The sequence below is a fragment of the Serratia sp. BNK-12 genome, assembly GCF_047456085.1.
In the GTDB taxonomy this organism is placed as follows: Bacteria; Pseudomonadota; Gammaproteobacteria; order Enterobacterales; family Enterobacteriaceae; genus Serratia; species Serratia liquefaciens.
Window position 1 is genome coordinate 857541 of sequence record NZ_CP179896.1, and the last position, 13971, is coordinate 871511.

Genomic DNA, 13971 nt, shown 5'->3' on the forward strand with positions numbered 1-13971 from the left:
CATATAGTATTCTTTTCCCTACAACCATTTACGCTCATCTTGGGCAAAGGGAGAAGGGCATGATCTTTTCAATGCTGCGGGTGCTGTTCCGCCTGCTGTACCGGGTACGCGTTGAGGGCGACGCCCGACATTTCGATCAGAAAAAGCTGCTGATTACGCCCAATCACATCTCCTTCCTCGACGGTATTCTGTTGGCGCTGTTTTTGCCGATCAAACCGGTGTTTGCCGTCTACGCCAGCATTGGCGATCGCTGGTTTATGCGCTGGTTGCGGCCTTATATCGATTTCGTTTCGCTCGATCCCACCAAGCCGATGGCCATCAAACAGTTGGTGCGCATGGTCGAGCAAGGGCGGCCCATCGTGGTGTTCCCCGAAGGGCGCATTACCGTGACCGGCTCACTGATGAAAATTTATGATGGTGCCGCGTTTATTGCCGCCAAATCGGGGGCGACCGTGGTGCCGATACGGCTTGATGGCGCCGAATTCAGCCCTTTTGGGCGTATGGCCGGGGTATTCAAGATCCGTTGGTTCCCGCAGATCAGCATCCGTATTTTACCGCCGACGTCATTGCCGATGCCGGTCGCGCCACGCGCCCGAGAACGTCGCATGCTGGCTGGCGATCGCTTGCACCAGATCATGATGAAGGCGCGTATGGACACGCGCGAGCCACAGACCCTGTTCCGCGCTTTGCTGGCGGCGCAGCATCGCTATGGTCGGAGCAAGCCGTGCATTGAAGATATCAACTTCAAGGAAGACAGCTACCAGACACTGATCAAAAAAGCGCTGGGCGTCAGCCGTATCCTGCAGCGCTTTACCGCCGAGGGCGAACATGTCGGCATGCTATTGCCGAATGCCACCATTACCGCCGCGGCGATTTTTGGCGCCTCGCTGCGCAACCGTATCCCGGCGATGCTCAACTACACCGCGGGTTCCAACGGCCTGAAAAGCGCCATGCTCGCCGCCAGTCTTAAAACCATCGTCACCTCGCGCCAGTTCCTGGAAAAAGGTAAGCTGACACATTTGCCGCAGCAGGTGCCGGAGGCCAACTGGGTGTATCTGGAGGATCTGAAAGATACCGTGACCCTGGCGGACAAGCTGTGGATCCTGCGTCATCTGTTCCAACCCGCGCGCGCCATGCTGCCGCAGCAGCCTGACGATGCGGCACTGATCTTGTTCACCTCGGGGTCGGAGGGCAATCCGAAGGGCGTGGTGCACTCCCACGCCAGCCTGCTGGCCAACGTTGAGCAGATCCGTACCATTGCCGACTTCACTCCGCGCGACCGTTTTATGTCGTCGCTGCCGCTGTTTCACTCGTTTGGTTTGACGGTCGGGCTGCTGACCCCGTTGATGACCGGCAGCCGCATCTTCCTCTACCCCAGTCCGCTGCATTACCGCGTGGTGCCGGAGCTGGTGTATGACCGTAACTGCACCGTACTGTTCGGCACGGCCACTTTCCTCAATAACTATGCGCGTTTTGCCCATCCGTATGACTTTGCCCGGTTGCGCTATGTGGTAGCCGGTGCGGAAAAGCTGGCGGACAGCACCAAACAGATTTATCAGGACAAATACGGTATTCGCATCCTGGAAGGCTATGGCGTGACCGAGTGTGCGCCGGTGGTGTCAATCAACGTGCCGCTGGCGGCCAAGGTGGGTACCGTCGGGCGCATCATGCCGAATATGGAAGCGCGTTTAATGAAGGTGCCGGGTATTGAGAACGGTGGACGCCTGCAACTGCGTGGGCCGAATATCATGAAAGGCTATCTGCGGGTGGAGCATCCGGGCGAGCTGGAGCCGCCAGCGGCAGAGGATGAACAGGGCAACCTGCAGCCGGGCTGGTACGATACCGGCGATATCGTCACGCTGGACGAACAGGGCTACTGTGTGATCCGCGGTCGGGTGAAGCGCTTTGCCAAACTGGCGGGCGAAATGGTCTCGCTGGAAAGCGTGGAGCTGCTGGCACAGCGCGTATCGCCGGAAGGGCTGCACGCCGCCACGGTGAAAAGTGACAGCAGTAAGGGCGAGGCGCTGGTGCTGTTCACTACCGATGCAAGCGTAACCCGCGAAGCCTTGCTGCGGGCAGCGCGTGAATTGGGCAGCCCTGAACTGGCGGTACCGCGTGATATTCGTCTGTTGAAAACGCTGCCGGTGCTGGGCAGTGGCAAACCGGATTTTGTGACCCTGCGTAAAATGGCTGAACAGCCGGAGACTGTCTGATGAACCCGTCGTCGAACACTGATTCACCCTTGCTTTCGCGCAGCATGATTGCCGTCATTTGCGCACAGTTTCTCTCTGCGTTCGGTGACAATGCGTTGCTGTTCGCCACGCTGGCGCTGATCAAACAACAGCTTTATCCCGACTGGAGTCAGCCGATTCTGCAGATGGCGTTTGTCGCCACCTATATCATTCTCGCGCCTTTTGTCGGCCAGATTGCCGACAGCTTTGCGAAAGGGCGGGTGATGATGGTGGCTAACGGCCTGAAGCTGGCCGGCGCATTGGTGATCTGTTTCGGGTTGGATCCGTTCCTCGGTTATAGCCTGGTGGGCGTGGGTGCCGCAGCTTATTCACCGGCCAAATATGGGATTTTGGGTGAGATCACCAGCGGTGAGAAACTGGTCAAGGCCAACGGCCTGATGGAGGCCTCCACTATCGCGGCGATCCTGCTGGGCTCGGTGGCCGGCGGCATCCTGGCAGACTGGCACGTGGTCGCCGCACTGGCGGTATGTGCACTGGTTTACGCAGCGGCGGTGATCGCCAACCTGTATATTCCGCGCCTGCCTGCGGCACATCCGGCGACGTCATGGACGCCGCGTGCCATGACTCGCGCTTTCTTCAACGCCTGTGTGGTGCTGTGGCACGATGGGCAAACCCGTTTCTCATTGATTGGTACCAGCCTGTTTTGGGGCGCAGGGGTCACGCTGCGCTTTCTGTTGGTGCTGTGGGTACCGGTGGCGCTGGGTATCGCCGATAACGCCACGCCGACGTTGTTGAATGCCATGGTGGCGGTGGGGATTGTGGTTGGCGCCGGTGCCGCGGCTCGCTTCGTTACGCTTGAGACCGTGAAACGCTGTATGCCGGCCGGGATCTTGATTGGTGTAGCGGTGGCGATATTTGCGCTGCAAACTACCCTGCTTAGCGCCTATGCGGTACTGCTGATTATCGGCGTCTTGGGCGGCTTCTTTGTGGTGCCGTTGAATGCGTTGTTGCAAGAGCGAGGCAAAAAATCGGTGGGGGCAGGCAACGCGATCGCGGTGCAAAACCTTGGCGAGAACACCGCCATGCTGTTGATGCTCGGGCTCTATTCGCTGGCGGTGAAAGTCAGCGTACCGGTGGTCGGCGTGGGGATCGGTTTTGGTGTGGTTTTCGCGCTGGCGATCGGCGCACTGTGGTTGTCGCAACGACGGGCAAAATAATCAAAGGGGCGCGGTTTAGGCGCCCCTGATTATTTAGGGGGCAGGAATGGTAAAGCGGGTGTGGATCTCCTCCAGCCCCTGAAGCACGTCTTCATTCAACACCAGGTCGAAACTGTCGATGTTGGTTTTCAGCTGTTCCAGCGTGGTGGCGCCCAGCAGGGTACTGGCAACGAAGGGTTGCTGGCGAACAAAGGCCAGGGCCATCTGCGAAGGATCCAGTCCGTGTTTTTTGGCTAATGCGACGTATTCGGCAATCGCCAACTGCGTTTGCGGGGCCGAATAACGATTAAAGCGGCTAAACAGCGTATTTCGCGCACCGGCCGGTTTGGCGCCGTTCAAATACTTGCCGCTCAGGGTGCCGAACGCCAGGCTGGAATAGGCTAACAGTTCGACGCCTTCGTGCTGGCTGATCTCCGCCAGAGCAATCTCAAAACTGCGGTTCAACAGGCTGTAGGGGTTCTGAATTGAGACGATGCGCGGCAGCTCATGCTTTTCAGCCAACTGCAGGTAACGCATCACGCCCCAAGGCGTTTCGTTAGACACCCCGATATAACGAATTTTACCGGCGCGCACCTGCTCGGTCAGCGCTTCCAGCGTTTCCAGCAGGGTGACGGTAGCCTTTTCGTCAGTGTACTGATAGTTGAGCTTACCGAAGAAGTTGGTCGCACGCTGCGGCCAATGCAACTGGTAGAGATCGAGATAATCGGTGTTGAGGCGTTTCAGGCTGGCGTCCAGCGCGGCACGGATGTTTTTGCGATCCAGCGCCTGCTGCGGGCGGATACTGCTGTCAGTCCCGCGCACCGGCCCGGCGATTTTGCTGGCCAGCACCAGTTTCTCACGGTTGCCGCGAGCCTTGATCCAACTGCCGATGTACTGTTCGGTCAGCCCCTGGGTTTCAGGGCGGGGCGGTACCGGGTACATCTCTGCGGTATCGATCAGGTTGATGCCAGCGGCTAATGCATAGTCGAGTTGCGCGTGGGCATCGGCTTCACTGTTCTGTTCGCCAAAGGTCATGGTGCCCAGTCCCAGTACGCTCACTTCTAAAGAACTGTGGGGAATACGGTGGTATTGCATTAACGGCCTTCCTTTCGTGTTAGCGCTTACGGGCTATACACCCGATAAAACAGGAGCCAAACAATCTGCAAGGCGGTGATATCGCCTTTGCCGACTATAACCAAGCCGAGAAGATGGGGGAAGTGGATTCAGTGCGGGGAGGGCTATCGCGCAATGCGGGGGCGATAGCCGATCGGGAAACTAGCGTTCGATGACCTGTGAAACCTGATCGCCGTTAATCTGGCGATGGTTGCCTTTTTCGTCTTTATAGCTGATCAGGCCGGTATCTTGGTCAATCTCTGGCTTGCCCTGAGTCAGGATCATATTGCCGTCTTTGGTCGCCATCACGTAATCGCTGGAGCATCCCGCCAACCCGGCGGCCATCACCAACGCAGACACTGCCATTACCCACTTTTTCATCCTGCGGATCCTCAGTTAAGTATGCAAAAAGAAGCTTCTTTCTAGATTAGCAAACTATAGATGCATCGTGTTTCGGATAAGTCCTTATCTCTGTAAGAGAAAGTGACATTGAAACTGTGCGGGGGATACAAAAATATTAACGGGAGCGGCTTACGCTCGCTCCCGTTGGGGGATTACTCAGAGGCGGGTTTTTTCTTGCTGCGCATCAGGTTGAGTGCTTCTACCGACATCGAGAAGAACATCGCAAAGTAGATGTAGCCTTTAGGTACATGCACCTGGAAGCTTTCCAGCATCAGGGTGAAGCCCACCAGGATCAAGAATGCCAGCGCCAGCATTTTCACCGAAGGGTGGCGGTTAACGAACTCGCCAATCGGCCGGGCGGCAAACATCATAACGCCCACGGCAATCACTACTGCTGCCATCATGATAAACAGATGATCGGACAGGCCTACCGCGGTGATCACTGAATCCAGGCTGAAAATGATATCCAGCAGCATGATCTGCACGATGGCACCGAAGAAGCCGTGCACTTTAGTGTGGTGCTCTTCGTCCGACCCTTCGATGGTTTCATGGATCTCTTTACTGGCTTTCCAAATCAGGAACAGCCCGCCCAGCAGCAGGATCAGATCGCGAGCTGAAACGCTGTGATCCATGACGGTAAACAGCGGATGGGTCAGACGGATCACCCAGGCGATAGAGGCCAACAGCCCCAGACGCATTAACATTGCGCCGGCCAGCCCGATGCGACGCGCCTTGTTCTGCTGGGCTTTCGGCAGTTTAGACACCACCAGGGAAAGGAAAATAATGTTATCAATACCCAGAATGATCTCAAGAATGGTCAGCGTACCTAACGCTAACCAGGCATTGGGATCCATAATCCATTCGAACATTGCCTAGCCACACCTTAATAAAAAGCAAAGGCTGAATTATACGCGTTTATTGATACGGCGACACTGTTAGCTAAACACAGCCTAAACAAAAGCGATCAGATTAAGAAATGTCTTGCCAGCAGCGCGGCGGTGAAACTTTTTTTCAAATAGAAACCGCGCGGTAATGTGAGGATCGGCTGACCTTGTTCGCCGATGGCTTCGGTCAGGGCTTTACTGTTGGCCGCCTTGGGGCGTAGTTGCAGCACTTCACCGTGTCGTGCGGTGATCCGTTCTACGTGGCCAAGCACGATCAAATCCATCAGTTCTTCCCAGTCGCGGCGCAGCATCTCTTCTTCTTCTTCGTTCGGGCTCCACAACAGTGGTGAACCTATGCGCCGCTGTGCCAGCGGAATCTGCCGCTCGCCTTCCACCGGGATCCACAGCACCCGCGCCAGCTTATGCCGTACGTGGCTGCTGGCCCAGGTGACGCCGCTGTTGCCGGTCAAGGGCGCTACGCAGACGAAAGTGGTTTCCAGCGGCTTGCCGGCGGCGTCTATCGGGATGGTTTTCAGCTCGATGCCCAACTCGGGAAAATCCTGTTCCGGCTTGCTGCCGGCCATGGCGCCAAGATACTGCTCCAGCAGCATGCCAACCCATCCTTTATCCCGCTTCAGGTCTTTGGGAATAGGCAACTGCGCACGTGTCGCCAGTTCTCCCAACTGACAGCCGGCAAGCTGCTGCGCCCGTTCAAACAGTTGCTGTTCATTTTCTGGAGGAGGGGGCAGAGGAGATAAAAACGCCATAATGCGAACCTGCTAGATTTGGTTGAAAAACGTACTGTATTTGTACACAGCGAACCTTGGTGGGTAAGGTCTGGGGAAAAGAATAATAGTAGCATGATTTTCCATGACTTTTTTCCCGCTACATGACGGGGGAAAAATTCAGGGCGACGCTTGTGCACCTGAAGCCACCGACAATAAACAGGATCTTACACCTATTTATCCACAGATTTATGGGATAACCCAAATTTTTACCGATCACTGGTTCGATTTACAGCCTTGACTCAGGGGGTTTTTTGCGAAATTGTCCGTTTTGTGCGTAACTCATACGGATAATCTGTGGATAAAAACGACGTTGGTGGATCTTTCGCCAGGGTAAGATCCTAAACGGATATAGATCACATTTTTACTCTGTATAGGGTTGTTGATAAATAAATAACTTTATGTTTTTAATGGTGTAATTTTGTTTTTGTTTTTATGGTGATTTTGAGTTCACCAGAGTTTTACCGGCTTATCCCTTGAGTTCTTCACACACCTATCCACAGAAAAAGTGAATAAAACCGCGTGTAAACGGCTTCACATGTTTATAACTTTGCCATTATCTGTGAGTTATCCCAATGTTATCCGGTCTGCACCGCCGCAAAGCAGTGGTTTACCGCCTGTAGCTTGTGTGAAACAATCAGGGTATCTATGCGAATTTAAGCTTATCGAGGTAGTCCGGTGATCGATGATGATGGCTACCGCCCGAATGTTGGTATCGTAATCTGTAATCGTCAGGGGCAAGTCCTGTGGGCTCGCCGTTACGGTCAACACTCCTGGCAGTTTCCCCAAGGGGGGATCAACCCCGGTGAAACCGCAGAACAGGCAATGTACCGTGAGCTGTTCGAAGAAGTGGGGCTGAGCAAAAAGGATGTGCGTATCCTGGCCTCAACCCGCAACTGGTTGCGCTATAAATTGCCAAAACGTTTGGTGCGTTGGGACACAAAGCCGGTTTGTATCGGCCAAAAGCAGAAATGGTTTCTTTTGCAGTTAATGTGCAATGACGCTGATATCAATATGCAACGCAGCAGCACGCCGGAGTTTGACGGCTGGCGCTGGGTGAGCTTTTGGTATCCGGTGCGCCAGGTGGTGTCGTTCAAACGCGACGTTTACCGCCGGGTGATGAAAGAATTCGCCGTCACCGTGATGCCGATGCAGGAGCAGGCAGCGCAGCGGCAGACCCCCGCTTATCGCCGGAAGAGAGGTTAAGTTAAGCCGACTATGCTCACGCGCTTGCGAGAAATTGTTGAGAAGGTGGCCGCGGCGGCCAGCCTGACAGATGCGCTGGATCTTTTGGTCAATGAAACCTGTCTGGCAATGGATACGGAAGTCTGTTCCATCTATCTGGCAGACAATGACCGCCGCTGTTATTACCTGATGGCGACACGCGGGTTAAAAAAACCGCGTGGGCGCACTATCGCACTGGCCTTTGATGAAGGCATCGTCGGCCTGGTTGGGCGCCGTGCCGAGCCGATTAACCTGGCGGACGCGCAGAGCCACCCCAGCTTCAAATATATTCCCCAGGTGAAGGAGGATCGGTTCCGATCCTTCCTCGGCGTGCCGATCATTCATCGCCGCCAACTGCTGGGCGTATTGGTGGTTCAGCAGCGTGAGCTGCGCCAGTTCGACGAAAGCGAAGAGTCTTTTATGGTGACGCTGGCCACGCAAATGGCCGGTATCCTATCGCAATCGCAGCTTAACGCTCTTTTTGGCCAGTATCGCCAGACGCGCATTCGTGCGCTGGCGGCATCGCCTGGCGTGGCGGTGGCTGAAGGTTGGCAGGACAGCAGCCAGCCGTCACTCGATCAGGTTTACAAGGCCTCAACGCTCGATACCGCCAGCGAACGTGAACGCCTGACCCAGGCGCTGGAAGAAGCCGGGGCGGAATTCCGCCGTTTCAGCAAGCGCTTTGCCGCCAGCTCGCAAAAAGAGAGCGCGGCGATTTTCGATCTTTACTCTCACCTGCTGAACGACGCCCGCCTCAAGCGCGAACTCTTCGCCGAGATCGATGCCGGCTCCGTAGCCGAATGGGCGGTGAAGCAGGTGATCGAAGTCTTTGCCGCCCAGTTCGCCAGCCTGCAAGACACCTACATGCGCGAGCGCGCCAGCGATCTGCGCGCGCTCGGTCAGCGCCTTTTATTCCACCTCGACGATACCACTCAGGGCGCAACCCAGTGGCCGGCGCGTTTTGTGCTGGTGGCCGATGAACTGACCGCTACCCTGTTGGCCGAAATGCCACAGGACAGGCTGGTCGGCGTGGTGGTCCGCGACGGTGCCGCCAACTCACACGCGGCTATTTTGGTGCGGGCAATGGGTGTGCCGACGGTGATGGGGGCGGATATCCAGCCTGCATTGCTCAGCCAGCGCCTGCTGATTGTCGATGGCTATCGCGGCGAGCTGCTGGTTGATCCTGAGCCGGTGCTGGTGCAGGAATACCAGCGGCTGATCAGCGAAGAGCTGGAATTAAGCCGATTGGCGGAAGACGATGTCGAACAGCCGGCTCAGCTCAAAAGCGGCGAGCGAGTGCAGGTGATGCTCAACGCCGGTCTTAGCCCGGAACACGAGCAATTGCTGGGAGGGCGCGTCGATGGCGTCGGCCTCTACCGTACCGAAATTCCATTTATGCTGCAGAGTGGCTTCCCTTCAGAAGAGGAACAGGTCGCCCAATATCAGGGTATGTTGCAGCTCTATCCGAACAAGCCGGTGACGCTGCGCACGCTGGATATCGGCGCCGATAAGCAGCTGCCTTATATGCCTATCAGCGAAGAAAACCCCTGTCTGGGTTGGCGCGGTATCCGCATCACCCTGGATCAGCCGGAAATCTTCCTGATCCAGGTGCGCGCCATGCTGCGTGCCAATGCCGGTACCGGCAATCTGGGCATTTTGCTGCCGATGATCACCAGTCTGGAAGAGATCGACGAGGCCCGACGCCTGATCGACCGCGCTGGGCGGGAAGTAGAAGAAGTGCTGGGGTATGAAATTCCCAAACCCAAACTTGGCGTAATGCTTGAAGTGCCGTCGATGATCTTCCTGATCCCGCATCTGGCCGGGCGGGTGGAGTTTATTTCCGTCGGTACCAACGACCTGACCCAGTACCTGTTGGCGGTTGATCGCAACAATACCCGAGTGGCGTCGCTGTACGACAGCCTGCATCCTTCCATGCTGCAGGTGCTCAAGATGATTGTCGTTCAGGCCCAGGCCGTCGGGCTGCCGGTGGGGTTGTGCGGTGAACTGGCCGGCGATCCCATGGGGGCCTTGCTGCTGGTGGGCATGGGCTACCGCAACCTGAGCATGAACGGACGTAGCGTGGCGCGGATCAAATATCTGCTGCGGCATATTGAGCTCTCCGATGCCGAAGTGCTGGCGCAGCGGGTACTCAGTGCCCAAATGACCACCGAAGTGCGCCATCAGGTGGCGGCGTTTATGGAGCGGCGCGGCATGGGCGGGTTGATCCGCGGCGGCAAGTAGCGCCGCAGGCTGACTGATTTTTTTACAGAACTTTTCCCAGCAGTCCAGTCCGGAGACGCTTAAGCTTATGCTATTATCCGCCTCCTCACTGTGTTGAAAGCAACGGAAAAAGTGCTCCTGCTGCGTTTCACCGCGTTTGGCACCTGCCGCCCCCGGATGGGGAAGAATAATAGACATGTTGTGGTGATAGATGACCAATAGCTATCTGGCGTTTCCTAAATTTGATCCGGTGATTTTCTCTATCGGCCCGGTCTCTCTGCATTGGTACGGTCTGATGTACCTGGTTGGCTTCGTTTTTGCCATGTGGCTGGCGGTGCGCCGTGCCAACAAACCGGGCAGCGGCTGGACCAAGGATGAAGTAGAGAACCTGCTGTATGCCGGTTTCCTCGGCGTGTTCGTCGGTGGCCGCGTTGGCTATGTGTTGTTCTACAACCTGCCGCTGTTCCTGGATAACCCGCTCTATCTGTTCAAAGTCTGGGATGGCGGTATGTCGTTCCACGGCGGCCTGATGGGGGTTATTCTGGTGATGTTCTGGTTCGCTCGTCGTACCAAACGCACCTTCTTCCAGGTTTCTGATTTTATTGCCCCGCTGATCCCCTTCGGCCTGGGTGCCGGTCGCTTGGGCAACTTTATCAATGGCGAACTCTGGGGCCGTGTTACCACCGATACCCCATGGGCGATGCTGTTCCCAAGTTCACGCGCGGAAGACGTAGCGCTTGCCGCCGCCGATCCGCAACTGCTGCCGATCCTGAATCAATACGGCGTGCTGCCGCGCCACCCGTCCCAGCTGTATGAACTGCTGCTGGAAGGCGTGGTGCTGTTTATCATTCTGAACCTGTTTATTCGCAAACCGCGGCCGATGGGCGCCGTTTCCGGCCTGTTCCTGATTGGTTATGGCGTATTCCGCATTATCGTCGAAGCTTTCCGTCAGCCGGATGCCCAGCTCGGCCTGTTCGACGGCGTAATCAGCATGGGGCAGATCCTGTCCGTTCCTATGGTGGTGGCCGGTATTATTATGATGATTTGGGCGTATCGTCGTCGCCCGCAGCAACAACTGTCGTGAGGAACAAATGAAACAGTATCTGGATTTGATGAACAAAGTGCTCGCCGAGGGCACCCCTAAAGCCGACCGTACCGGCACTGGCACGCTGTCGATTTTCGGCCACCAGATGCGTTTCAATTTGCAGGAAGGCTTCCCGTTGGTGACCACCAAAAAATGTCACCTGCGTTCGATCATCCATGAACTGTTGTGGTTCCTGAACGGCGACACCAACGTGGCTTACCTGAAGGAAAACAAGGTCAGCATCTGGGACGAGTGGGCGGACGAGAACGGCGACCTTGGCCCGGTGTACGGTAAACAGTGGCGTGCCTGGGGAGCCGCTGACGGCCGTCAGATCGACCAGTTGACCACGGTGCTGAACCAGCTGAAACAGGATCCGGATTCACGCCGCATCATAGTCTCGGCCTGGAACGTGGGTGAATTGGATCAGATGGCGCTGGCGCCATGCCATGCGTTCTTCCAGTTCTACGTGGCGGACGGCAAATTATCCTGTCAGCTGTACCAGCGCTCGTGCGATGTGTTCCTCGGCCTGCCGTTCAACATTGCCAGCTACGCGCTGTTAGTGCATATGATGGCGCAGCAATGCGATCTGGAAGTGGGTGATTTCGTCTGGACCGGCGGCGATACCCACCTGTACAGCAACCATATGGAACAAACCCAGCTGCAGCTGACCCGTGAACCGCGTGCCTTGCCAACGCTTTTGATCAAACGCAAACCGGCATCGCTGTTCGATTACCGTTTCGAAGATTTTGAAATCGAAGGGTACGATCCGCATCCCCCAATCAAAGCACCGGTTGCTATCTGATTTTCTCCGCATAAGTTACCCCCAAGGGCGCACAGGTTGCGCCCTTATCTTTTCCTGCCGTTCCCTTACTGCGCACTGCATCGCATTTTGTTGTGCTTGTTCACCAGTTGCATAGAAAGCCTGCGCGGTGCGCTTCAAGGCTGAAAAGCCCCCCTTTACCCTGTTGCGCGCCTGATTACACTGGCCGCCATGAACGACGAGATGAAGTTTAACCCCGATGGCCAGCGCGGTATGACGCTGATAGAACTGCTGGTGGTGATTACCCTGGCGGGTCTGCTGACGGGCTGGGGTGTCAGCCACTGGCGTCATTATCAGCAGGCTTTGCGGTTGGAACACACTGCACAACAACTGCTGGCTTTTCTCAACCGGTTGCAGGCTGATGCCAACTGGCACAACCGCATGGCGCTGCTGGGGATTAAACCCGGAACGACCTGGTGTATCGGTGAAGGTCAAACGCCTGCGAATTGCGCTGCACTCGACGATGACATCTTCAAGCCGCATTACCCTGATGTGCGGCTGACAGGGCATACCCAAAAAGAGATGGGGTTTTATGGCCTGCGCAATAATGCGCAGGCGGGGCATATTGTGCTTAGCAACGGTGCAGGCAGCCTGAGGTTGGTGCTTTCTGCCAAGGGGCGACTGCGACTGTGCAGCGAAGGGGTGAGCATCAGGGGGGTTGCGCTATGTCAGCCTTAGAGCGGGGTTTTACGCTGCCGGAGGTGATGTTGGCGCTGACGTTCGGCAGCCTGATTGCGCTTGCTGCCGCCAAAACCTATCCGGTTTTACGTCAACACAGCGTCGATGTCGGCAGGCACTACCGGCTGGAGTCGGTACTGCGGCAATTGGCCTTCGGCATTGAGAAAGATCTACGCCGTGCGGGGTTTTGCGCCAGTCAGTGCCGTGGGCAACCAATACTGCTTAGCCACCTTCCCGGAGAAGCGGCGGGCAGTTGCGTGATTATCGCCTATGACATCAGTCTTAACGGCCGTTGGGAGGCTTTCGGCGCCGATGCCGACTATTTCGGTTATCGCCTGCGCCAGGGGATGTTGGAAGGGCAGCGGGGTGTTAATCATTGTCGGGGCGGTGGCTGGGAACGCCTGATCGATAACGACGAAGTGCGTATCGAAGCCTTTAGCGTAAAGACCAACCTGGGTGAAAACGGAAAAACCTGGGCTACGCTGGTGCTAAGTGGCCGTGCGAAAGCGGATAGCAATATACGGCGCAGCCTGGTCTGGGCGGTCAATATGGCTTCAATGCCATGAACATTAGTGCCGAACGAGGCGGCAGTACCCTGGCGGCCGTGATGATGCTGTTGGTTATGGGGCTGATGCTGTTGAATGCCCAGCATCGCCAACTGGACAGCGCTTTACTGCTGGCGACCGACGAGAAGCGCTATTTACGGGCTTACAATCAGGCCGCTTCAGCGCTCAGTTGGGGTGTGGCCCAGACTTGGCCTCGCGGGCAATTGAGCGTCAGTGGCTGGTGGTGCCGGCAAGCCGACGCGCTACGCGCCTGCGCAAAATTATCCTCCCAGGCGGGTATTGTCCTGGTGCGTGGTGAAGCACCGATGAATGGCGCAGAGCCTTTGCGGTTATATCAACGGAGCAAGCCTGAGGGCGCAACCGGAGAGATTGCGCTCAGAGCAGAAACCGGCGGGTGGCTGGATTTTTGCCCTGAAAAAAAGCAGGCGGACTGTGAGGATTAACCCAACTGATGCATCTGACGCAACCTTATGGCGCCAGCGGGGCTTCAGCTTGCCGGAGGTCTTGATTGCCGCGTTGCTGTTCGCGGTGTCGCTACTGGGGTTGTTACAGTATCATCAGGTGCTGTTGCAGTCGTTCCAGCGTCAATGGCAGTATCGACAGGCGTGGTCGTTGGCGCACCAGCATCTGGAAGTGTTCGCCGCTACCGGTCGCCTAGATGCCGGGCTGCCGCCACTGGCACCCGGCTGGCGGCGTGAGAGCAGCTTGAGCAGCCCACAGCCTGCCTGTCAGCGGTTAGTGGTAAGAATACAAACGCCCCAACAGCAGTGGGCGGAACTCAGTCGTTGGTACTGCATGCGCCAGTGA

The 13971-nt window shown here is 56.5% G+C and carries 14 protein-coding genes; 10 read left to right on the forward strand and 4 right to left on the reverse strand.

Annotation, left to right across the window (positions count from 1 at the left end; all coding sequences use genetic code 11):
- The first annotated feature begins 59 nt into the window (after window positions 1-59).
- Window positions 60-2213, forward strand: coding sequence for a bifunctional acyl-ACP--phospholipid O-acyltransferase/long-chain-fatty-acid--ACP ligase (gene aas / locus ACMGG1_RS03855; protein ID WP_046372752.1), 2154 nt, complete (start codon window positions 60-62; stop codon window positions 2211-2213).
- Window positions 2213-3409, forward strand: a complete 1197-nt coding sequence (gene lplT, locus ACMGG1_RS03860; protein WP_176984346.1) for a lysophospholipid transporter LplT — start codon at window positions 2213-2215, stop codon at window positions 3407-3409. Before aas ends, lplT begins: the two co-directional genes overlap by 1 nt.
- 33 nt (window positions 3410-3442) lie before the next feature.
- Here lplT and ACMGG1_RS03865 read toward each other — a convergent pair whose 3' ends face one another.
- The 4 genes from ACMGG1_RS03865 to mutH all read right to left on the reverse strand — a co-directional run bounded on the left by ACMGG1_RS03865 (window position 3443) and on the right by mutH (window position 6554).
- On the reverse strand, window positions 3443-4483 hold the full coding sequence (locus ACMGG1_RS03865; RefSeq protein ID WP_020828403.1) for an NADP(H)-dependent aldo-keto reductase: 1041 nt from the start codon (window positions 4481-4483) through the stop codon (window positions 3443-3445).
- Window positions 4484-4663: 180 nt separating this feature from the next.
- Window positions 4664-4882 (reverse strand): YgdI/YgdR family lipoprotein, encoded by a 219-nt coding sequence (locus ACMGG1_RS03870; RefSeq protein WP_020828402.1) that lies wholly within the window; start codon window positions 4880-4882, stop codon window positions 4664-4666.
- A 173-nt stretch (window positions 4883-5055) separates the two neighbouring features.
- Window positions 5056-5772, reverse strand: coding sequence for a TerC family protein (locus tag ACMGG1_RS03875; protein ID WP_048760797.1), 717 nt, complete (start codon window positions 5770-5772; stop codon window positions 5056-5058).
- A 95-nt stretch (window positions 5773-5867) separates the two neighbouring features.
- A complete protein-coding gene (mutH, locus tag ACMGG1_RS03880) occupies window positions 5868-6554 on the reverse strand; it encodes a DNA mismatch repair endonuclease MutH (protein ID WP_046372754.1) in 687 nt (228 codons plus the stop codon).
- 696 nt (window positions 6555-7250) lie between these two features.
- Between mutH and rppH the strand changes: the two genes are divergently transcribed.
- From rppH to ACMGG1_RS03920, 8 genes are all read left to right on the forward strand, one after another.
- Window positions 7251-7778: an RNA pyrophosphohydrolase gene (gene rppH, locus ACMGG1_RS03885; RefSeq protein WP_012146527.1), complete on the forward strand. Its 528-nt coding sequence runs from the start codon at window positions 7251-7253 to the stop codon at window positions 7776-7778.
- A gap of 12 nt (window positions 7779-7790) precedes the next feature.
- Complete coding sequence (ptsP, locus tag ACMGG1_RS03890; protein WP_020828399.1) at window positions 7791-10037, forward strand: phosphoenolpyruvate--protein phosphotransferase; 2247 nt, start codon at window positions 7791-7793, stop codon at window positions 10035-10037.
- Between the two features lie 190 nt (window positions 10038-10227).
- Window positions 10228-11100, forward strand: coding sequence for a prolipoprotein diacylglyceryl transferase (gene lgt, locus ACMGG1_RS03895; RefSeq protein WP_020828398.1), 873 nt, complete (start codon window positions 10228-10230; stop codon window positions 11098-11100).
- Window positions 11101-11107: 7 nt separating this feature from the next.
- Complete coding sequence (gene thyA / locus ACMGG1_RS03900) at window positions 11108-11902, forward strand: thymidylate synthase (protein WP_020828397.1); 795 nt, start codon at window positions 11108-11110, stop codon at window positions 11900-11902.
- A gap of 189 nt (window positions 11903-12091) precedes the next feature.
- Window positions 12092-12598 (forward strand): prepilin peptidase-dependent protein, encoded by a 507-nt coding sequence (locus ACMGG1_RS03905; protein WP_201896049.1) that lies wholly within the window; start codon window positions 12092-12094, stop codon window positions 12596-12598.
- Window positions 12586-13164 (forward strand): prepilin peptidase-dependent protein, encoded by a 579-nt coding sequence (locus ACMGG1_RS03910; RefSeq protein ID WP_201896050.1) that lies wholly within the window; start codon window positions 12586-12588, stop codon window positions 13162-13164. The genes ACMGG1_RS03905 and ACMGG1_RS03910 overlap by 13 nt, the downstream gene beginning before the upstream one ends.
- Window positions 13161-13607: a YgdB family protein gene (locus ACMGG1_RS03915; protein ID WP_128865135.1), complete on the forward strand. Its 447-nt coding sequence runs from the start codon at window positions 13161-13163 to the stop codon at window positions 13605-13607. The genes ACMGG1_RS03910 and ACMGG1_RS03915 overlap by 4 nt, the downstream gene beginning before the upstream one ends.
- On the forward strand, window positions 13597-13971 hold the full coding sequence (locus tag ACMGG1_RS03920; protein ID WP_187961848.1) for a prepilin-type N-terminal cleavage/methylation domain-containing protein: 375 nt from the start codon (window positions 13597-13599) through the stop codon (window positions 13969-13971). The genes ACMGG1_RS03915 and ACMGG1_RS03920 overlap by 11 nt, the downstream gene beginning before the upstream one ends.

Coding starts and splice junctions, on each gene's coding strand:
- aas (WP_046372752.1), top strand. CDS start 60: ATGATCTTTTCAATGCTGCGGGTGCTGTTCCGCCTGCTGTACCGGGTA.
- lplT (WP_176984346.1), top strand. CDS start 2,213: ATGAACCCGTCGTCGAACACTGATTCACCCTTGCTTTCGCGCAGCATG.
- ACMGG1_RS03865 (WP_020828403.1), bottom strand. CDS start 4,483: ATGCAATACCACCGTATTCCCCACAGTTCTTTAGAAGTGAGCGTACTG.
- ACMGG1_RS03870 (WP_020828402.1), bottom strand. CDS start 4,882: ATGAAAAAGTGGGTAATGGCAGTGTCTGCGTTGGTGATGGCCGCCGGG.
- ACMGG1_RS03875 (WP_048760797.1), bottom strand. CDS start 5,772: ATGTTCGAATGGATTATGGATCCCAATGCCTGGTTAGCGTTAGGTACG.
- mutH (WP_046372754.1), bottom strand. CDS start 6,554: ATGGCGTTTTTATCTCCTCTGCCCCCTCCTCCAGAAAATGAACAGCAA.
- ptsP (WP_020828399.1), top strand. CDS start 7,791: ATGCTCACGCGCTTGCGAGAAATTGTTGAGAAGGTGGCCGCGGCGGCC.
- lgt (WP_020828398.1), top strand. CDS start 10,228: ATGACCAATAGCTATCTGGCGTTTCCTAAATTTGATCCGGTGATTTTC.
- thyA (WP_020828397.1), top strand. CDS start 11,108: ATGAAACAGTATCTGGATTTGATGAACAAAGTGCTCGCCGAGGGCACC.
- ACMGG1_RS03905 (WP_201896049.1), top strand. CDS start 12,092: ATGAACGACGAGATGAAGTTTAACCCCGATGGCCAGCGCGGTATGACG.
- ACMGG1_RS03910 (WP_201896050.1), top strand. CDS start 12,586: ATGTCAGCCTTAGAGCGGGGTTTTACGCTGCCGGAGGTGATGTTGGCG.
- ACMGG1_RS03915 (WP_128865135.1), top strand. CDS start 13,161: ATGAACATTAGTGCCGAACGAGGCGGCAGTACCCTGGCGGCCGTGATG.